The sequence below is a fragment of the Amycolatopsis regifaucium genome, assembly GCF_001613935.1.
In the GTDB taxonomy this organism is placed as follows: Bacteria; Actinomycetota; Actinomycetes; order Mycobacteriales; family Pseudonocardiaceae; genus Amycolatopsis; species Amycolatopsis regifaucium.
On the sequence record NZ_LQCI01000003.1, the window covers coordinates 577,440 to 596,775 of the forward strand.

The 19,336-nt window shown below is 70.3% G+C and carries 17 protein-coding genes and 1 pseudogene; 6 read left to right on the plus strand and 12 right to left on the minus strand.

Annotated elements, in window-relative coordinates; all coding sequences use genetic code 11:
* Window positions 1-142 precede the first annotated feature (142 nt).
* Window positions 143-1,660 carry an ATP-dependent DNA ligase gene (locus tag AVL48_RS06545; protein WP_061986105.1) on the minus strand — a complete coding sequence of 506 codons (1,518 nt, stop codon included), beginning with the start codon at window positions 1,658-1,660 and terminating at the stop codon, window positions 143-145.
* Between the two features lie 94 nt (window positions 1,661-1,754).
* The gene (locus AVL48_RS06550; protein ID WP_061986103.1) at window positions 1,755-2,597 is read right to left on the minus strand and encodes a helix-turn-helix transcriptional regulator; all 843 of its coding nucleotides are present in this window, start codon (window positions 2,595-2,597) and stop codon (window positions 1,755-1,757) included.
* Between the two features lie 140 nt (window positions 2,598-2,737).
* Between AVL48_RS06550 and AVL48_RS06555 the strand changes: the two are divergent.
* Window positions 2,738-3,568: pseudogene (locus AVL48_RS06555) on the plus strand (DMT family transporter); the annotation flags it as partial.
* On the opposite strand, the gene AVL48_RS40790 reads toward AVL48_RS06555, so the two are convergent.
* Entirely contained in the window at window positions 3,566-4,021 is a 456-nt protein-coding gene (locus tag AVL48_RS40790) for an SRPBCC family protein (RefSeq protein ID WP_425266095.1), read from the minus strand. The pseudogene AVL48_RS06555 and the gene AVL48_RS40790 overlap by 3 nt on opposite strands.
* Window positions 4,022-4,065: 44 nt before the next feature.
* Here AVL48_RS40790 and AVL48_RS06565 point away from each other — a divergent pair, with 44 nt between their 5' ends.
* A complete protein-coding gene (locus AVL48_RS06565) occupies window positions 4,066-4,647 on the plus strand; it encodes a TetR/AcrR family transcriptional regulator (protein ID WP_061986097.1) in 582 nt (193 codons plus the stop codon).
* Here AVL48_RS06565 and AVL48_RS06570 read toward each other — a convergent pair.
* Window positions 4,644-6,041, minus strand: coding sequence for a class II fumarate hydratase (locus tag AVL48_RS06570; RefSeq protein WP_061986095.1), 1,398 nt, complete (start codon window positions 6,039-6,041; stop codon window positions 4,644-4,646). The genes AVL48_RS06565 and AVL48_RS06570 overlap by 4 nt on opposite strands.
* A 113-nt stretch (window positions 6,042-6,154) precedes the next feature.
* On the opposite strand from AVL48_RS06570, the gene AVL48_RS06575 reads away from it, so the two are divergent.
* Window positions 6,155-7,144 (plus strand): NAD(P)/FAD-dependent oxidoreductase, encoded by a 990-nt coding sequence (locus AVL48_RS06575; RefSeq protein WP_061986093.1) that lies wholly within the window; start codon window positions 6,155-6,157, stop codon window positions 7,142-7,144.
* Between the two features lie 110 nt (window positions 7,145-7,254).
* Here AVL48_RS06575 and AVL48_RS06580 read toward each other — a convergent pair whose 3' ends face one another.
* From AVL48_RS06580 to AVL48_RS06605, 6 genes are all read right to left on the minus strand, one after another.
* Window positions 7,255-8,028 carry a S1 family peptidase gene (locus AVL48_RS06580; protein WP_061986091.1) on the minus strand — a complete coding sequence of 258 codons (774 nt, stop codon included), beginning with the start codon at window positions 8,026-8,028 and terminating at the stop codon, window positions 7,255-7,257.
* Window positions 8,029-8,037: 9 nt separating this feature from the next.
* Entirely contained in the window at window positions 8,038-9,108 is a 1,071-nt protein-coding gene (glpX, locus tag AVL48_RS06585) for a class II fructose-bisphosphatase (RefSeq protein WP_037306507.1), read from the minus strand.
* Window positions 9,109-9,194: 86 nt separating this feature from the next.
* Window positions 9,195-9,428 carry an exodeoxyribonuclease VII small subunit gene (locus AVL48_RS06590; protein WP_061986089.1) on the minus strand — a complete coding sequence of 78 codons (234 nt, stop codon included), beginning with the start codon at window positions 9,426-9,428 and terminating at the stop codon, window positions 9,195-9,197.
* Entirely contained in the window at window positions 9,425-9,826 is a 402-nt protein-coding gene (locus tag AVL48_RS06595) for a hypothetical protein (protein ID WP_061986087.1), read from the minus strand. The genes AVL48_RS06590 and AVL48_RS06595 overlap by 4 nt, the downstream gene beginning before the upstream one ends.
* Window positions 9,823-11,088 (minus strand): exodeoxyribonuclease VII large subunit, encoded by a 1,266-nt coding sequence (xseA, locus tag AVL48_RS06600; RefSeq protein ID WP_061986085.1) that lies wholly within the window; start codon window positions 11,086-11,088, stop codon window positions 9,823-9,825. The genes AVL48_RS06595 and xseA overlap by 4 nt, the downstream gene beginning before the upstream one ends.
* A complete protein-coding gene (locus AVL48_RS06605) occupies window positions 11,085-11,747 on the minus strand; it encodes a lipid droplet-associated protein (RefSeq protein WP_061986084.1) in 663 nt (220 codons plus the stop codon). Before AVL48_RS06605 ends, xseA begins: the two co-directional genes overlap by 4 nt.
* A gap of 151 nt (window positions 11,748-11,898) precedes the next feature.
* Here AVL48_RS06605 and AVL48_RS06610 point away from each other — a divergent pair, with 151 nt between their 5' ends.
* The gene (locus AVL48_RS06610) at window positions 11,899-12,912 is read left to right on the plus strand and encodes a 4-hydroxy-3-methylbut-2-enyl diphosphate reductase (protein WP_061986082.1); all 1,014 of its coding nucleotides are present in this window, start codon (window positions 11,899-11,901) and stop codon (window positions 12,910-12,912) included.
* A 90-nt stretch (window positions 12,913-13,002) separates the two neighbouring features.
* Here the strand turns inward: AVL48_RS06610 and AVL48_RS06615 are convergent, their stop codons facing one another.
* Window positions 13,003-13,869: a DUF6542 domain-containing protein gene (locus tag AVL48_RS06615; RefSeq protein ID WP_063054087.1), complete on the minus strand. Its 867-nt coding sequence runs from the start codon at window positions 13,867-13,869 to the stop codon at window positions 13,003-13,005.
* A 198-nt stretch (window positions 13,870-14,067) separates the two neighbouring features.
* Window positions 14,068-14,982 (minus strand): DNA recombination protein RmuC, encoded by a 915-nt coding sequence (gene rmuC / locus AVL48_RS06620; protein ID WP_061986047.1) that lies wholly within the window; start codon window positions 14,980-14,982, stop codon window positions 14,068-14,070.
* 179 nt (window positions 14,983-15,161) lie between these two features.
* On the opposite strand from rmuC, the gene AVL48_RS06625 reads away from it, so the two are divergent.
* Together AVL48_RS06625 and AVL48_RS06630 are read left to right on the plus strand one after the other, a co-directional pair.
* Entirely contained in the window at window positions 15,162-16,313 is a 1,152-nt protein-coding gene (locus AVL48_RS06625; protein ID WP_061986045.1) for an exonuclease SbcCD subunit D, read from the plus strand.
* Window positions 16,310-19,261 (plus strand): AAA family ATPase, encoded by a 2,952-nt coding sequence (locus tag AVL48_RS06630; RefSeq protein ID WP_061986043.1) that lies wholly within the window; start codon window positions 16,310-16,312, stop codon window positions 19,259-19,261. The genes AVL48_RS06625 and AVL48_RS06630 overlap by 4 nt, the downstream gene beginning before the upstream one ends.
* Window positions 19,262-19,336 lie beyond the last annotated feature (75 nt).

Below are 19,336 nucleotides of genomic sequence, written 5' to 3' on the forward strand. Positions count from 1 at the left end.
AGCGCAATCCACCACTCGATCGGGGCGGGACGCCACCGGGAAATGCCGCACATCGGGTCCCGACGTGGCGGCGATGGACTGACCAGACGCGATTAGTCCTCTCCATGCGGTAGTTGCACGCGCAAGGACCGCATGGAGAGGACTAATTGCCGGGTTTGAGGAGGCCACGCACGGTGTCGATGGTGTCGGCGTCGGCGGCCTCCTTGTCGGGCCGGTAGCGCACGACCCGCGCGAACCGCAGCGCCAGCCCGCCCGGATACCGCGTGCTCACCTGGGCGCCGTCGAGTTCGATCTCGACGACGATCTCCGGCCGGACGTGCACCGTCCACTCCGTGCGGTGGGTCTCGATCTCCTGGAATGTCTTCGTCTGCCAGGCCAGCAGTTCGTCGGTCATGCCCTTGAACGTCTTGCCGACCATGATCGGCGGTCCGCCGTCGGGATCGCGCGCGCCGAGATGCAGGTTCGAGAGCGTGCCGGTGCGCCTGCCGTGCCCCCATTCCGCGGCCAGCACGACCAGGTCGATCGTGTGCACCGGTTTGACCTTGAGCCACGCGCGCCCGCGGCGCCCCGCCGCGTACGGCGACGCGAGATCCTTGACCATCACGCCCTCGTGCCCGGCGGCCATCGCCGCTTCCAGCACCTCCTCGGCCGACGCGGGCGCGACCTCGCCGGGGATGACGTGCTCTCCGGCGACCTTCCGCAGGGCGGCGTTCCGTTCGGACAGCGGCGCGTCCAGCAGGTCGACGCCGTCGAGATGCAGGCAGTCGAAGAAGTACGGCCGCAGCAGCAACGCCTTGACCTGCTCCTCGCGTGTGCTGCCGAACCGGCTCATCGTCTCCTGGAACGGCCTCGGCCTGCCGTCGTCGGTGAGTGCCAGCGTCTCGCCGTCGAGGACCACCGACGAACACGGCAGCGAACGCACCAGCTCCACCAGTTCGGCGACGCTGCCGGTGATCTCCCGCAGCGTCCGGGTGTAGACGTGCACCTCGTCGCCGTCGCGGTGGACCTGGATCCGCGCACCGTCCATCTTGTACTCGACCAGGGCTTCGGCGTGCTCGGTGATCGCCTCGTCCAGCGACTCCGCCGGGGACGCCAGCATCGGCCGGATGGGCCTGCCCAGAGCCAGCCTGAACTCCGCCAGCCGCTCTTGCCCGCCGGTCATCGCCGCGAGCGCCGTCACCGGGAGCTGTCCGGACAGCATGAACGCCCGCCGGACGTCCTCCACCGGGAGCTCGGCCGCCGCCGCGATGGCGTCCACCATGATCCCTTCGAGGGCGCCCTGCCGCAGTTCACCGGTGAGGAGCCGGAACAGGAACTCCTGCTCGGCCTTGGTCATCTTGGTGAACAGCGCCCGCAACGTCTCCGCGCGCAGCTTCACCGAGCCCGAACCGGAGGCGGCCCCGACCGTGCCGAGCGCCGTGTCGACCTCCGCCACGGTCAACGACGGTTCGGTGGCCGGGGTGGCGTTCAACTCGGCCAGCGTCCGCCAGCCGGTGCCTATCCGGCCCTGCGTCGGTTGTCCGGTGAGGAACGCGACCACGGCGGGCAGCTCCAGCTCACCGGCGGCGCGCAGCAGCGCGGCCAGGGTGGCGATCTTCGCCTTCCGGGACCTGGTGGCGGCCAGCTCGGCCGACGCGGTCACCACCGCGGTGAGCAACATGGGTCCATCATGACCCCGGACACCGACAGTTTTCGCGCTGAAGCCTGATCGAGGTACTGGGAAGGGGTGGACGAGCTCATGACCCGGCAAGTGCTCAGGCGTGGGCGGGATCCGCGACCCAGCTGGCGAGCAGACCGAGCGCTCGGTCGCTGTCGGAACCGGGCTCGGCGGTGTAGATCACCAGTGCCTGGTCCGGGTCGTCGGGCAGCCGCAGTGTCTCGTAGCGCAGCCGGAGTTCCCCCACGATCGGGTTGATCATCACCTTCCACGCGTGCGCCTTCTCACGCACGGTGTGCTTCGCCCACAGCTTCCGGAACTCCTCGCTGCCGAGGGAAAGCTCGCCGACCAGCTGCGCGAGATAGGGGTCATCCGGGTATTTCCCGCTCTCGGAGCGCAGGTTCGCCACGACCTCCTTCGCCACGGTCTCCCACTCCGGATGCATTTCCCGCGCGTTCTCGTCGAGGAAGAACATCTTCGGGATGTTGCGCTCGCCGGGAGCGCAGGCGGCGAAGTCGAACGACAGCGCACTGCCGAGCGAATTCCAGGCCAGGACGTCCAGATAGCGGCCGAAGACGAACGCGGGTGAGTGGAGCGCGTTCAGCATCGTCTGCAGTTCCGGCCGGACGCGCTGCGCTCGCGGCCGCGCGACGCGTTTGCGTTTCGGGGCGGCCAGGTTGCGGAGGTAGGTCTCCTCGTCGCGGTGCAGCCGTAGCGCCCGGCTCAGCGATTCGAGGACCGCATCGGAGACGTTGCGCGCCCGGCCCTGTTCGAGCCGCGTGTAGTAGTCGACGCTGATCCCGGCCAGTTGCGCCAGCTCCTCGCGCCGCAGTCCGGCGACCCGCCGCTGGTTGAACCCGGTCGGCAGCCCGAGGTCCGCCGGGTCCAGCGCGGCTCGGCGCGCCTTGAGGAAATCGCCCAGTTCGGCCGTGTCGGTCATGTCCACGAGTATCCCGGACGGGGCCGGGTGCGTGCCTGGTCCTGTCAGGCCCAGGCACGCGGTTGCGTCGACTTATGGCCCTATTGCTCTGACGTGTTCTGGCCCTGTGCCTCGGACCAATCGGCCGACATCGTGGAGGCATGGACAGCGAACGAAGAAGCGTGACGATCGGCGTACTGGGGGTGCTGGTCGTCGGCGCGTCCGTGCCGGTGACGGGAATGCTCGACGGTTATCCGGTGATCACCGGCCAGGCGCTGCGCTACGCGCTGGCGGGAGTCATCCTGCTGGCGTGGGCGCGGCTGAGCGGGCGCCCGTTGCCGCCGCCCGGCGCGCGCGACGCCCCGTCGCTGCTCGCCCTCGCGGCGACGGGGATGATCGGGTTCCAGGCTTGCCTGCTGTTCGCGCAGCGCTACGCCGAACCCGGTCTGGTCGCGGCGTTCCTCGGCGGCACACCGCTCGTGCTCGCGCTCGCCGGCCCGCTGGCGAAAGGGAAACGGCCCTCGTGGGCGCCGGTGACCGGGGCGGTGCTCGCCGGACTCGGGATCGCCGTCCTGTCCGGTGGCGGCGCGGCGCGCTGGCAAGGACTGGTGCTCGCGGCGCTGGCGATGGTGTGCGAAGCGCTGTTCACGCTGCTCGCCGTCGGCGTGCTCGAGCGGCTCGGGCCGTTGGCGACCGCGACCTGGAGTTGTTTCGCCGCCGGTGTCGGCGGCGCCGTCGTCGGCACGATCGCCGACCCGTCCGGCGCCTGGGCGTGGCCGGACGGGCGTGAACTGCTCGCGCTCGGCTACCTGACGGTCGTCGTCACCGCGATCGCGTTTCTTCTCTGGTACTCGGCGGTTTCCGCACTGGGCGCGGACCGGGCCGGGGTGCTGGTCGGGCTGATGCCGGTCTCCGGGCTCGCCGTCTCGCTCCTGCTCGGCATGCAGGATTTCCGGTTCACCCAGGTGATCGGGGTCGCGCTGGTGTCCTCAGGCGTCGTGATCGGCCTGCGCCGCCGCAAGCTCGACGAGCCTGGCGCATTTGACGTCGAAATGCTTCACGACGTCGCCGCCGATGACCGCGACCATGACCGAGCGCAGCGGCCCGTCGAAGGTGACCTTCTGGACGAACTCCGTCCCGCCGTCGACCGCGGTCAGACTCAGCACGAGAGTCATGGCGCCCAAGGGAATCGGCTGACGGAAGGCGATCTCGCGGTGCTTGGTCAGGGAGGTGATCGTGAACGGCTCGGCGACCCGTGAGTGCGCGCGGCCGCGCACTCCGGTCGGCACGAGGGATCCAGTGGAGCCCACCTCGGCGGGCCCGTGGAGTTCGACGGCGACGAGGTCGGGATCCCAGTCGGGCCACCGGGTGAAGTCGGCCAACGGGGCCCAGAGCGCGGACGGCGAGCAGGGCAGGATTTCGCGGGAGGTTCTGGTCCAGGTCATCCCCGGACAATATATGGAACTGGCAGTCTCGTAAACTGGGGTGCATGGTGCGAGGCAGGCCGAGAGAAGAGGGCATCGACGACGCGGTCCGCGAAGCCGTGCGGGCGCTGCTGGCCGAAACCGGTTACCAGCGCTGCACGATCGACGCGGTCGCGGCGCGGGCGGGGGTCGGCAAGGCCGCGGTGTACCGGCGGTGGCGGTCGAAGGCGGAACTCGTGTTCACCGCGGTGATCCATGCGGCGGACTTGGCGCCGCCGGAGGACACCGGTTCGCTGCGGGGTGACGTGGCGGCGGTCCTCGGGGTGATCGAGTCCTCTTTGGACGGTCCGGAACTGCGGCGGGCGCTGCCGTCGCTGCTCGCCGACGTCCGGGCGGATCCCGTGCTGGAAGCACGGTTCGGCGAGGTCTTCCTCGGGCGGGAACGCGGATATCTGGTCCAGATGCTGGATCGGGCCGTCGAGAGAGGGGAACTCTCGCGACGGCCCGATCCGGCGCTCGTGCACGCGATGCTGCTCGGCCCGGTGCTGACGTGGCTGCACCTTTTCCCCGAGCCGCCGCCATCCGGCGGATTGGCGGCTTCACTCGCCTCGCCGGTTTACGCGGCGGTGGTCGCCCTCGGTGCTTAACGGCCGCCGCGCGCCATGCGGAGCACGTCGAGTGCTTCGTCCAGCTGCGCTTCCGTCAGCTTGCCGTTGGCGACGTGACCGCGTTCGAGCACGACCTCGCGGATCGTCTTCAGCTCCTTGAGCGCCTGCTTCGCGATGGCGGCGGCTTCTTCGTAGCCGAGGTATTTGTTGAGCGGCGTCACGATCGACGGCGAACCCTCGGCGTACTCCCGCGCGCGGTCGGCGTTCACCGTCACCCCCGCGAACACCTTGTCCGCCAGCAGTCGCGAAACCGCCGCGAGCAGCCGCGCCGATTCGAGCACGTTGCGCGCGATCACCGGCAGGTTCACGTTGAGCTGGAAGTTGCCGGCCGCGCCCGCGAAGGCGACCGCCGCGTCGTTCCCGATCACCTGGGCGACCACCTGCAGTGTCGCCTCCGGGATCACCGGGTTCACCTTGCCCGGCATGATCGAGGAGCCCGGCTGCAGATCGGGCAGCGCGAGTTCGGCGAGCCCGGTGCGCGGGCCGGAACCCAGCCAGCGCAGGTCGTTCGCGATCTTGTTCAGCGACACCGCGACCGTGCGCAGATGTCCGGAGGTCTCGACGACGCTGTCCTGCGTCGCCTGCGCCTCGAAGTGGTCGCGCGCCTCCGTCAGCGGGAGGCCGGTGACCGAAGCCAATTCCTGCGAGACAGCGGCGCCGAAACCTTCCGGCGCGTTCAGCCCGGAACCGACCGCGGTGCCGCCGATCGGCAGTTCACCGAGCCGCGGCAGACCCGAACGCAGCCGCTCGACACCGAACCGGACCTGCGACGCCCACGCGCCGGCTTCCTGGCCGAAGGTGATCGGGACGGCGTCCATCAGGTGCGTACGGCCGGACTTCACGATGTCCGCCCACTCGGCCGCCCCCGTCTCGATCGCGGCGGCCAGGTACTCCAGCGCCGGGATGACGTCGGACAGCACGGCTTCCGTCGCGGCGACGTGGATCGTCGTCGGGAAGGTGTCGTTCGAGGACTGCGAGGCGTTGACGTGGTCGTTCGGGTGCACGTCGCGGCCGAGCGTCCTCGACGCGAGCGTCGCGATGACCTCGTTGGCGTTCATGTTCGACGAGGTCCCGGAACCGGTCTGGAACACGTCGATCGGGAAATGCGCGTCGTGCTTGCCCTCGGCGACCTCGTCGGCGGCCTTCGCGATGGCCTCGGCGACCTCGGCGTCCAGCACACCGAGTTTCGCGTTGACCCGCGCGGCCGCGGCCTTCAGCAGGCCGAGCGCGCGGATCTGGGCGCGCTCCAGGCCCCGGCCGGAGATCGGGAAGTTCTCGACGGCGCGCTGCGTCTGCGCGCGGTAGAGGGCGTCGACGGGGACGCGCACCTCGCCCATGGTGTCGTGTTCGATCCGGTATTCCTGTTCAGCCATGCCTCAAGTTTCGCGCAGGGACACCTGGCGCGCTCCGTGTCTTTCGGCACGCGAGGGCTAGGATCGATTGTGTTCTCGATCACGCCGCCCACCACTGGCCGGGAGAGTGCCGAATGAGCGAGTCCGCTGGGGAAACGTCGTACGACCTCGTCATCATCGGGGCAGGTCCGACGGGTTTGTTCGCCGCCTACTACGCGGGATTCCGCGGCCTTTCGATGGCCGTCGTCGATTCGCTGCCGGAGGCGGGCGGACAGGTCACCGCCATGTACCCCGAAAAGATGATCTACGACGTCGGCGGTTTCGCGGAGATCCGGGGCCGGGATCTGGTACAGGGTCTGCTCGACCAGGCCGCGCCGTGGAAGCCCACGTATCTGCTCGGCCGCAAGGCGGAAAAACTCGAAAGTGTCGAAGGCGGCATCACCATCACGCTCGATGGCGGACAGGTCCTGCGCGCCGGGGCGGTGCTGATCACCGCCGGAATCGGGGAATTCACCCCGCGTCCGCTACCCGCCGGGGAGGGCTGGCTCGGCCGCGGCATGGTTCATTTCGTCCCGTCGCTGCGGGCGCACGCCGGCCAGCACGTGGTCGTCGTCGGCGGTGGGGACTCGGCCTTCGACTGGGTGCTGGCCCTGCATCCGGTCGCCGCGAGCGTCACCCTCGTGCACCGGCGCGCGCGGTTCCGCGCGGCCGAATCGATCGTGCGGCAGGCGCGGGAACTCGGCGTGCGGATCATCACCGACGCCGAAGTCACCCGCTTCCTCGACCGCGACGGCGCGCTGGCGGAGGTGGAGGTCCAGGCCAAAGACGCCGAACCCGAGGTGCTGCCCGCCGATTCGGTGGTGGCCGCGCTCGGCTTCACCGCGGACCTGGGCCCGATCGAAAGCTGGGGGCTGCGGATCGACCACCGCGCGATCACCGTCGACTCGACCATGGCGACCCCGCGGGAGCGGGTCTACGCGGCGGGCGACGTCGCGGCGTATCCGGGGAAGGTCAAGCTGATCGCGACCGGTTTCGGCGAGGCGGCGACGGCGGTCAACAACATCGCGGTGCTGCTGGACCCGGACGCGCACCTGTTCCCCGGTCACTCCAGTAACGCGGAGTAGCGCGCGCAAGGCGAGGTCACGCCGGTGACGGCCAGTACATGATGGCCCCCTTCCTTGCGCTAGGCGCAAGGAAGGGGGCCATCATGTACTACGTCGGGCCTGCCACCCCCTCAGGCAGGCGGACCCGGAGGCGTGATCTTCTCCGCGATCCACTGCGCGTAAGCCACCACCGAGGTCGCGATCGACGGCGAGGTCGCGCAGACCGGGTCCGCGTTGCCCGGACGGCTGATCGTGCCCAGCAGGACCCACTTCTCGGCGACCTTGGCGATCTGCGGTCCGCCGGAATCGCCGTAGCACGAACCCGACTTCCCGCCGGGGTTGTCGGTGCACAATTCGACGGCGCCGTCGAACTTCGCGGTGCAGCGCACGCCTTCGACGATCTTCGTGTCCAGTTGCTGCAGCTTCGCCGTGCCCTTGTCGCAGCCCGAAGTCGGGCACATCTGGCCCCAGCCGAGCAGCCGCGTCGGCGTCTCCGGCGCCACGGTCGCGCCGATCGAGATCGGGGCCGACTTCACCGGCGCGGCCAGCCGCACCAGCGCGAGGTCACCGCCCGCGTGGTCGGGCACCGGGTTGTAGGACGGGTTCACGATGATCTCGGCGGGTTTCGCGATCTCGCCGCCCACGGTGTTGTCGTTGCTGCCGATCCGTGCGCTCAGCGTCGCGGCGTTCTTGCCTTCGACACAGTGTCCCGCGGTCACCAGCCAGTCCGCCGTGATCAGCGTCCCGGCGCAGAAAGCCTTACCGGAGGCCGAATGCAGCGACACGATGAACGAATACGGCTCGTCGGCCTCTCGGCCGCCGACGAGGTCGCCCGCGCCCGTGGCCTGCCCGGCCGGCGTCAAGACCATCGCCGCCAGCAGGACCACGAGCACGCGCTTCAGCACGGATTCTCCTTAGGGGAGCGGGGGAACGACGTCGTCTTCCAGCGAATCGTCGAGGTGGCCGTCGAAGTTGACGGACGAGTACGAGCGGAGCTTGGTCAGCCGGTGGTAGCCGTCGATCATCCGGACCGTGCCGGATTTCGACCGCATCACGATCGACTGGGTCGTCGCGCCGCCGGCGCGGTAGTGCACGCCGCGCAGCAGGTCGCCGTCGGTGACGCCGGTGGCACAGAAGAACACGTTGTCGCCGCGGACGAGGTCGTCGTTGCCGAGCACGCGGTCGAGGTCGTGGCCCGCGGCCAGTGCCTTCTCGCGCTCGGCGTCGTCCTTCGGCCACAGGCGGCCCTGCAGTTCGCCGCCGAGACATTTCATCGCGCAGGCCGCGATGATGCCTTCGGGGGTGCCGCCGATGCCGAGCAGCATGTCGACGCCGGTGGTCGGCCGGGCCGCGGCGATCGCGCCGGCGACGTCGCCGTCGGAGATGAAGCGGATCCGCGCGCCCGCGTCGCGGACCTCCTTGATCAGCCGCTCGTGGCGCGGCCGGTCGAGGATGCACACGGTGACGTCGGAAACGCTGGAGTTCTTGGCCTTCGCGACCCGTCGGATGTTCTCCGCGACCGGGGCGGCCAGGTCGACCTTGCCGGCGGCGTCCGGTCCGACGGCGAGCTTCTCCATGTAGAAGACCGCGGACGGGTCGAACATCGCGCCGCGTTCGGCGACCGCGAGCACGGCCAGCGCGTTCGGCATGCCCTTGGCCATCAGGGTCGTCCCGTCGACCGGGTCTACCGCGACGTCGCAGTCCGGCCCGTCGCCGTTGCCGACCTCTTCCCCGTTGAACAGCATCGGGGCTTCGTCCTTCTCACCCTCGCCGATGACGACGACACCGCGCATCGACACGGTCGAGACGAGCTGGCGCATCGCGTCCACGGCGGCGCCGTCACCGCCGATCTTGTCCCCGCGCCCCACCCAGCGGCCCGCGGCCATCGCGGCGGCTTCGGTCACGCGGACCAGCTCCATCGCGAGGTTGCGGTCAGGCGCTTCAGGGCGTCGAGAAGAGCCGGCGGACGAGGTGGGGGTGGGCATGAGGCCTCCCGGGTCAGGAAACTCGGCGGGGTCCCAGTCTCTCAGATACCCGCCGTGCATCGGCGACTCGGAGAGCATGGTGAACGTCACTGACCGTTGCTGGTCTCTTCTTCCACGGACGACAGCGCGGCCTCGATCCGCTCGCGCGCGCCTTCGAGGTGGTGTTCGCAGACCTTCGCCAGCTGCTCGCCCTTTTCCCACAAAGCGAGCGACTGCTCCAGGGACAGTCCGCCCGCTTCGAGCTCGCGGACGACCTCGACCAGTCTGTCGCGGGCCTGCTCGTAGCCGAGTTCGGCGGTCTCGCCACCGGGTTTGCTCACGCTGTGCTTCCTTCTACCGGACGTCGATGCTTGCCGATACCCGCGCACACTACCGCGCCGGCCATGGCGTTGTCGTAACCCACGAAGGCGAGAGCGAACTCCTGTCCGTCACCCTCCGCGATCGCCGCGACGAGGTTTTCCTGCGCTCGCGCCACCCGTTTGCGGTGCCCGGCCCCGTCCGCGAACCACCAACGGGTGCCGACGTGCTCGGCCGTGGCCTCCGACAGCTTGCGCAATCGGGCGTCGAGATCCCGCTTGGTCGAGAACTCACAGCCCGCCAGCAGCACCGTCCAGCATTCGGCGGCCGCACGGTCGGTGAGGAGGGCCTGGCGCAGCACCTCGGGGGCGTCGGCGCGCTTCGCGGCGTCGACGGTCAAAGGCAGGAAACTCCCCGTCAAAGCTTCTCCTCCGCCTCGGCCGCGACGACGGCGCCGATCGCGCCGTCGACCACGCGGACGCGCAGGCTCGCGCCGTCCGCGACTTCGGAGACGGACCGGAGTACCTGGAGGTTGCCTTCGGCGTCGGTGTACTGGACCACCGCGTAGCCGCGTTCGAGGGTCGCCGCCGGGCCGAGCGCGGTCAGCCGGGCGCGGGCGCTGGCGATCTCCGCCTGGTCCTTGGCGAGCAGGGTGAGCATCGCGCGGCGTCCGCGCTCGCGGTGGATCTCCACGTCGTCGGACCGCCGCTGGATCGGGCCGAGCGGGTCGGCGAGCACCGGACGGCTGCGCATCTGGTTCAGCAGCCTGACCTGCGTGTCCACCCAACCGTGCAGGGCGCGGCGACCGCGGTCGCGCAGCTGGTGGACGCGCTGGGTCTCCTCGCGGACGTCGGGCACGATCCGCTTGCTGGCGTCGGTCGGCGTCGAGCAGCGGAGGTCGGCGACGTGGTCGAGCAGCGGGGTGTCCGGCTCGTGCCCGATGGCGCTGACCACCGGGGTCCCGGCCGCGGAGACGGCGCGGCACAGCGCCTCGTCGGAGAACGGGAGGAGGTCTTCCACGCTGCCGCCGCCCCGGGCGATCACGATGACGTCGATGTCCGGGTCACGGTCCAATTTGGACAGTGCATGCAGGATCTGCGGAACGGCGAGCGACCCCTGCACGGCGGTGTTGATCACCTTGAACGCGACATGCGGCCAGCGGGCCTGCGCGTTCACCAGCACGTCGCGCTCCGCCGCCGAGGCGCGGCCGGTGATCAACCCGATTCCCCTCGGCAGGAAGGGAATCTTGCGTTTGCGCTCGGGCGCGAACAGACCTTCGGCGGCGAGCAGCCGCCGCAACCGCTCGATCCGCGCGAGCAGTTCGCCGATGCCGACCGCGCGGATCTCGTTGGCGCGCAGGCTCAGCGAACCGCGGTTCATGAAGAAGGTCGGCTTCGCGTGCACCACGACACTCGCGCCCTCGCGCAGCGGCGGTTCGATCGTGCGCAGCAGGCCCATCGGGCAGGTCACCGACATCGAGACGTCCGCGGACGGGTCGCGCAGCGTCAGGAAGGCGGTGTTGGTGCCTTGGCGGGCCGAGATCTGCGTGACCTGACCTTCCACCCAGACCGCGCCGAGCCGGTTGATCCACTCGCCGACCTTGCGGGCGACCGTGCGGACCGGCCAAGGGTTTTCGGCGGTGGTGGACGGACCCGCCGCCGCGGCGGTGGGTTCGGCGCTCACTGGCCTTCCGCGCTGTCGCCGTCGCTCTCGGTCTTCTTCACGTTTCCGATGCGGCGCGCGAGCATGCCGACGAACGACGGCCTGTCGGCGTTCGCGCGTTCGTAGGTCAGCAGCTCTTCCAGCTGGCTCAGATCGAACCGGCGCAGCCGGGCCCGCAGCTGCGGCAGGGTGAGCGTGTCGTAGTCGTCCAGCCCGGCCGGACCGGAGGTCACGGGCGCCTTCACGCTGTCGAACTCGCCGTCGGCGTGGTCCTCGGCGAGCGCGCGCTCCTCCTCGGCCCACGGGTCTTCGGTGAGCTGTTCGAGGTCGCGGAGATGCCCGTTCGCCTCGGCACGCGGCTCGGGGACCTCGGCCTCCTCACGCAGCGGGACCACACACGAGTCACGTTCGTACCGGCGCTCGTTCACCTCGGGCGGGAGGTCTTCGTCGAAGGTGGCCCAGCTGGGGGTGTCTTCGACCGGGCGAAGGCCCGACAGCACGTCGTCGCCCTTGATCGCGAGCTCGGTGACGTGCTGCTGGACGCGCATGGAGAACTGGAGCACCTGGCTGACCACCGTGACGGGGAGCCCGGTGAGCTGCTTGGGAAGTTCGCGAACCCGCTCGGCGGTGGTGACGGCGAGGCCCGCGGCGACCCGGAGGGGGAGCGGGAGAGGCTTCATACGTCTAGCCTGCCGTATCCGGTCCATCCTGCCCAACCGAACGGGTGGGTCGGTTCACCGGACGTGATGCCACGCACATACTTTCGAGGGGTTCGCAGGTCACCTGAACGTGAGTGCGAGTTGCCCCGGGGCCAGCCCGTACCCTGGGGGCATGAGTTCTGCGAGTCCCGGAATCACGCCCGCCGGCAGTCCGACGATCACCGAGTCCGGTGTGCCGGCAGGTGGCAAACGTGTCCTGCTCGCGAAGCCTCGCGGCTACTGCGCCGGGGTCGACCGCGCGGTCATCGCCGTCGAAAAGGCACTCGAGCTCTACGGTGCGCCGGTGTACGTGCGCAAGGAGATCGTGCACAACCGGCACGTCGTGGAGACCCTGCGCGAACGCGGGGTGATCTTCGTCGACGAGACCTCCGAGGTGCCGGAAGGCGAGCTGGTGGTGTTCTCCGCGCACGGCGTCTCGCCCGCGGTGCACGCCGAGGCGGCCGAGCGCAACCTGCGGACCATCGACGCGACCTGCCCCCTCGTGACGAAGGTGCACAAGGAGGTCAACCGGTTCGCGAAGGACGACTACGACATCCTGCTGATCGGCCACGAAGGCCACGAAGAGGTCGAAGGCACCGCCGGCGAAGCTCCCGACAAGGTGCAGCTGGTCGACACCGCGGAGGACGTCGACAAGGTCGAGGTCCGCGACCCCTCGAAGGTCATCTGGCTTTCGCAGACCACCCTTTCGGTTGACGAGACCATGGAGCGCGTCGACCAGTTGCGGGACAAGTTCCCGGGCCTGGCCGACCCGCCCAGCGACGACATCTGCTACGCCACCACGAACCGTCAGGTCGCGGTCAAGGCGATGGCCGCCGAGTGCGACCTGGTGCTGGTGGTCGGCTCGACGAACTCGTCCAACTCGAAGCGGCTGGTCGAGGTCGCGCTGAAGGCGGGGGCGCGCGCGTCGCACCTGGTCGACTTCGCGCACGAGGTCGACGAAGCGTGGCTCGAAGGTGTCGAGACCGTCGGTGTCACGAGCGGCGCTTCGGTGCCGGAAGTGCTGGTCATGGACCTGCTGGCGTGGCTGGCCGAGCGCGGCTGGGACAACGTCGACGAGGTCACCACGGCGAACGAGAAGATCGCGTTCGCGCTGCCGCACGAGCTGCGTAAGGCCGCGAAGGCCTGACACCCGCTACGCGAAAAGGGCCGCCCGAGAACTTCTCGGGCGGCCCTTTTCGCTGTTCAGCAGCTCAGGCGAGAGCAAAGGTCCCTTGCTTCACCGCTCGTCGTCCCACGGGCGACGGCGAGGCGGCGGACCACCGCGGCGCGGATCGTCCCCACGCGGCGGACGGCGGCGCGGGGCACCGGGAGCGCCTTCGGCACGCGGGTCGCGGCGACGGGGCTCGCCGTCCTCGGGAGGCCGTGGCCGACGGGGCTGACGTCCCGGGGGCGGCGGTTTGCGGGCGCCGGGCTCGGCGTCGCGGCGAGGACGGCGCTCGTCGTCGACGGGACGGCGGCGCGGTGGCGCGTCGTCCCGCGGCGCACCACGGCGCGACGGCGGGGGCGGTGTCTGGCCGGTCCGGGAGGCCGGACGGCCACGGCCCGCGGCGGCGGGCTTGGCCGGGGGCTTGGCCTCGTCGCGGCGTTCCGGCTTCGCGCTCGACTTCAGCTTCACCGGGGCGTCGGGATCGCGCTCGCGATAGATCCGGAAGATCCCGATCGCCAAGGTGACGCCGGTGGTGATGGCCATCGTCGGGAAGCCGTTGATCAGCGGGCCGCCGACGTCGACGGCTCTGGACAGCAGGTCGGTACCCTTGCTGCCGTCCGAGGTCAGGAGGATGACCCCCGGGACGGTCACGGCGAGGACCAGGGGCGGCTGCACCATCGGGCCGAACAGCCCCCGGCGCTGCACGGCCACCACGGCGGCCACCGCGCCGAGCGCGTAGCACGCCTTGAACAGCAGGCCCAGGTCCTTCTGCAGCATCATGTCGACGAAGGCGCCAAGAATGGCGAGCCCGAAGCCCACCAGGACGGCCGCCCACCAGGGCAGCCCACGCCTGGCGCCGACGAGCGGACGCTCGTCCCAGGCAACGGGGACGTCGTCGGCATCAGGATCGCTCTGGCGATCGCGAATCGCGGTCACAGGCCCCACCGTATATCCAAGCTGCGGACATACCGCCAACAGGCGGTATGTCTATCGCCTGGTAGTGGTCATTCCGGACCACCCGGACGGACTGCCCGGGCTCTTCCTGGAGGGAGTACGCGTGAGGGTGCGACAAGGTTGTCACCGGGGGCGAAATGGAGCCTCCGGTTCCGGAAACCGCAGGTGGTGAAGGTTCACTCAGGAGGCAGGAAGTTCGTCCGCCTTCCTGATGAGCGGCACCTGTGCCGGGCTGCCGGCCGCGTCCGTCAACGGGGAGACCGTGCTCCGGAAGCTCTCGAGCGCCTCCAGCTCCCGCCGTCGTGCCGAGATGAAGCGCTGCAGATGGGTACTCGACAGGTTCAGCGCGTCGACCGCGTTGCCCGCGGCCCGGTGCGCGGCCGCGGCGCCGGCGCGGACCTGCTCGACGTCCTCGACCAGTGCCCGCTCGGTCGCGGCGAACAGCGCGGCGGACGCCAGTACGGCGAACCCGGTCGGCCCGCAGAGGAAGACCCGCCGGTCCAGCATCCAGCGCAGCAGTTCCGGATCGGTGTCCAGCGCGGCGACCACGGCCGCGTCGGAGGGGACGAACATGATCGTCCCGTAGATCGCGTCGGCCCAGCGCTGGTAGCCCTTGCCCGCCAGCTCGGCCGCCCGGGACCGTAGTTGCCGGACGTGGACGCGCAACGCGTCCAGCCGTTCTTCGGGATCGTCGGTCTCGACCGCTTCGGCCCAGCAGGCCATGCTCGCCTTCGCGTCGACCGGCACCGTCCGGCCGCCGCCGACCCGCAGCACCATGTCCGGTTTCGCCGCGCCGCCGCCCGCGAGATCCGTTTGCAGGGTGAAGTGCAGTTCCTCGCGGAGCCCGAGCGCGCGGGCGGTCTCCAGCAGCACCTGTTCGCCCAGTTCACCGCGTCCGCTGATCGAGGCGAACGCCACCTCGTACCGGCGCAGCGCGAGCTGCTGCTGGTCGAGCTTGGACCGCTCGGCGGCGACCAGTTTCGCCGCCGCGTCCGCCCGCCGCATCCCGTCGTTGTACAGCCGCCACAGCAGCGCGACGGCCACGAGCAGCAGCAATGCGAGCACGACGGCCGCGGTGGTGATCACCGTCGCCACCGGTACCTCCCTTCCGGATCCGAGTCGGGGGACATCATGGCGGAACCCACCGACAAAAACCGGACGGCTCCGTCGCGCTCCGTATCTGACCTGCGCCGTCCCCGGCGTGTCGGAAACCTCGGCCGCACCAAGGGCGCGCCTCCGCCCTCCGGCCGGTGCGCGGCCCTACCTTGGGCTGCGTGAAGCTCCTGCACACGTCCGACTGGCATATCGGCCGTACCTTCCACGGCGCCGATCTGCTCGCCGAACAGGAAGCCGTGCTCGGCCACCTCGCCGAACTCGTGGTCACCGAGTCGGTCGACGTCGTGCTCGTGTCCGGGGACATCTACGACCGCGCGGTGCCGTCGGCGGAGGCCGTCCGCGTGGCCACCACCGCGCTGGGCAGGCTCCGCCAGGCCGGGGCCAAGCTGGTGATGACGCCGGGCAATCACGACTCCGCGCCGCGGCTGGGCGCCTTCGCCGAATTCGCCGCGGCGGGCGGGCTGTACCTGCGCGCCACGATCGACGGCCTCGCCGAGCCGGTGCTGCTGCCCGACGAACACGGCGAAGTCGCCCTCTACGGCATTCCGTACCTCGAACCGGAGCCCGCGCGTCACGCGCTCGGCGTGCCGGAGTCCCGCGGCCACACCGGCGTCCTCACCGAGGCGATGCGGCGGATCCGCGCGGATCTCGCCGGGCGGCCGTCCGGCACGCGGTCCGTGGTGCTCGCGCACGCCTTCGTCACCGGCGGCGAGCCGACCGAATCCGAGCGGACCATCGCGGTCGGCGGCGTCGAGCAGGTGTCAGGGTCGGTGTTCGACGGCGTCGATTACGTCGCACTCGGCCACCTGCACGGGCCGCAGACCCTCGCCGAGCATCTGCGCTACTCGGGCAGTCCGCTGGCGTACTCGTTTTCCGAGACACGCCAACGGAAATCGGTGTGGCTCGTGGACCTCGACGCCGACGGCCTCGCCGAGGTCCGGCGCCACGAACTGCCGGTTCCGCGGCGGCTCGCGATGCTCCGCGGCGAGCTGGCCGACCTCCTGTCGGATCCCGCGCACGACGATCTCACCGAACATTTCCTCTCCTTCACGGTCACCGACCGGGTCCGCCCGATCGACGCCATGCGCAAACTGCGTGAGAGGTTCCCGTACGCCGTGCACATGGACTGGCAGCCGGAAGGCGGGCACGACGGCGCGGTGCTGAAGTACGCCGAAGCCGTCCGAGGACGATCCGACGTCGAGATCACCCGGAGTTTCCTCGAAGACTGCCGCGGCTCGGCGCCGTCGGAGAGGGAGGAGCGCCTCGTCTTGGCCGCTCTCGGCGCCGCGGGCAGGGAGCGCGAAGTATGAGGTTGCACCGGCTGGAGGTCGCCGCTTTCGGCCCGTACGCGGGCCGTGAGGTGGTGGACTTCGACGCGCTCGGCGCCGACGGCCTGTTCCTGCTGCACGGCGACACCGGCGCGGGGAAGACGACGCTGCTCGACGCCATCGCGTTCGCGTTGTTCGGCACGGTCCCCGGCGCTCGCGGCGAGGTCAAGCGGCTGCGCTGCGATCTCGCCGAGCCCGACCAGGTCACCGAGGTCGTCCTCGAACTGACCGTGCAGGGCCAGCGGATGCGGATCGCGCGCAACCCCGAGTACCAGCGGCCCAAGCGGCGCGGCGAAGGAATGACCGTCCAGCAGGCGAAGGCGGTGCTGAACTGGGTCGGGACGGTGCCCGCCGGGCATGTCGCCGAAGGCATCACCCGCATCGACGAGGTCGCGCGCACGGTCGAGCGGCTCATCGGCATGACGCACGAGCAGTTCTTCCAGGTGGTGCTGCTCCCGCAGGGTGAATTCGCGCGCTTCCTGCGCGCGAACACGGCCGAACGGGAGGAGCTGCTGGAGCGGCTGTTCGGCACCGAGCGCTTCGCCGACGTCGAAGACTGGTTCGCGAACCTGCGCGCCGAACGCGGCCGGGAGTTGCAGGCGCGGCAGCAGTCGTTGCGGGAGTGGGTCGCGCGGTTCGCGCAGGTCGCCCAGCAGGAAGCGCCCGAAGAGGGACAGGCCGAGTGGATCGACGCGGTCCTCGCCGAATCGGCCCAGCGCGTCGCCGAGGCACGGGAACGGGAAGCCAAGGCGAGGACGGCGGCCAAGACCGCCGAGGCGATCTGGCAGGAGAACCGGTCCACCGCCGAACGCATCCGCCGGGTGCGGACCGCGTACACCCGGCTCGCGGCGATCGCCGAACAGGCGGGGCAGCGCGCGGAGTGGGCGGAAGAGGTCGAGGCGGCCCATCGTGCGGCAGGCGTGGTCGCGGAGGCCGATCTCCTCGAACGCAGACTGGAGCAGCTCGCGGAGGCCGAGGCCACGGAAGCCCTCCGGGCCCGCGAAGTGCCTGATGCCGAGGACAGCTCCGCCGTCGAACTTCGCGCGCGTGCCGGTGGTTTGCGCGAGGAGGCCGGGGCGCTCGCCGAACTCGTGGCGGAAAGCGAGCAGCAGCAACGGGATCTGGTCCGCCGGGAGCAGCTGAACGCCGCCGCGGAAAAGGCGAAGAAGCAGGCCGAAAATTTCGCCGGCGAACTCGATTCGGCACCGGAGAAGGTCGCGGCAGTGCGTGCCGAGGTGGCCGCGGCCGCGGAAGCCGAAGCGAAACTCGACGGCGTGCGTACCCGCGTCGACGAGCTGTCCGCGCTGCTCCGCGACGCCGACGAGCTGCCGAACGCGCGGCAAGCCGTCGAGCGAGCCCGTATGACGGTCAGCGAAGCCGTGGACGTCCACCAGCGGGCCCGTCAGCATCGCCTGGATCTTCGCGAGCGCCGTCTCGACGGGATGGCGGCCGAACTCGCCGCCGGGCTGCACGCGGGCGAGAACTGCCCGGTCTGCGGCGCGACCGAACATCCGACGCCCGCCAAGCACACCGGCGGACTGGTCGATCCCGAAGACGAACGTCGCGCCGAACTCGCGGAGCAACAGGCCGACGGGCGGCGCGAGAAGGCGAAAGCCGCGTTGCTGGAAGCCGAAAACCGGCTGACGGTCCTGGTCGAGCGGCTGGGTGAGCACACCGCGGAGACGGTGCGGACCGGCCTCGGCGAGGCGCGGGAACTGGTCGCGTCGCTGTCGGAGTCGGCTCGTCGCAAGCCTGCTCTCGAGACGCGACTCCTCGAACTGGAGAAGACGATCGAGCGGCTGACCGATCAGCGCGGGGTGGCCGAGCGGCGGGTGGTCGAGGTCGCGACCGAGCTCCGAGGCCTCACGGAACGGCTGGCCGAACGGGAACGACGGCTGGAAAGCGCCCGAGGCGAGTTCGCCGACGTCGCCGCGCGACGGCGGCACCTGCTCGGCTTCGCGAGCCGCCTCGACGCGCTCGCCGAAGCGCGAATCGGCGTCGCCGGTGCCCGCGAACGCCGCGACGAGCAAGCGAAGCTGGTCGAGAAAGCGTTGCGTGCCAAGGGCTTCACGGATTTGGACGAGATGCGTGCCGCGGCTCGGCCGGAAGAACAGATCACGAAACTGGAGACCAGCCTCGCCGACGCGAAGGTGATGGAGGAGACCGAGCGGCGCGCGCTGGCCGAACCGGAACTCTTCGGCATCTCGCCGGAGGATGAAATCGACGTCGCCGCCTCCGAGGAAGCGGCGCGGGACACGCGGGGCGAGGCCGAACAGGCTTTCGTGGCACTGCGGACGGCCACGGCGCGGCACACGGACCTGACCGGACTGTCCGAGCGGATGGCGTCGGTCATGGCGGAACTGGCGCCGGTCGAGGAGCGGTACCTCGAACTGAAGGCGCTGGCCGAGGTGGTCAACGGACGCGGGCAGAACGCGCGGAAGATGTCGCTGCGCTCGTACGTCCTCGCCGCCCGGCTGGAAGAGGTCGCGGTCGCCGCGACCCACCGCCTGCGGACGATGAGCCAGGGCCGCTACTCCTTCGTGCACTCGGACGCGGCAGGCGCCCGCGGCACCCGTGGCGGGCTCGGTCTCGACGTGCTCGACGACTATTCCGGCACCGTCCGGCCCGCGAAGACGCTTTCGGGTGGCGAGTCCTTCCTCGCGTCACTCTCGCTAGCGCTGGGGCTCGCCGATGTCGTCGCCGCCGAAACCGGCGGCGCGCTGCTGGACACCTTGTTCATCGACGAGGGCTTCGGCACCCTGGACGCCGAAACGCTCGATATCGTCATGAACATCCTCGACGAGCTTCGCGCCGGAGGGCGCGTGGTCGGGCTGGTCTCGCACGTCGAGGAGCTGCGGCAGCGGATCCCGACGCGGCTGCGGGTCCGGAAGTCGCGTACGGGCTCTTCGGTGGAGATCCACGCCGCCTAGACCCGTTCTCTCGTGACATGAAAGGCCCCTTCATCGCAAAATTTGCAATGAAGGGCCTTTCATGTCACTTGAGGG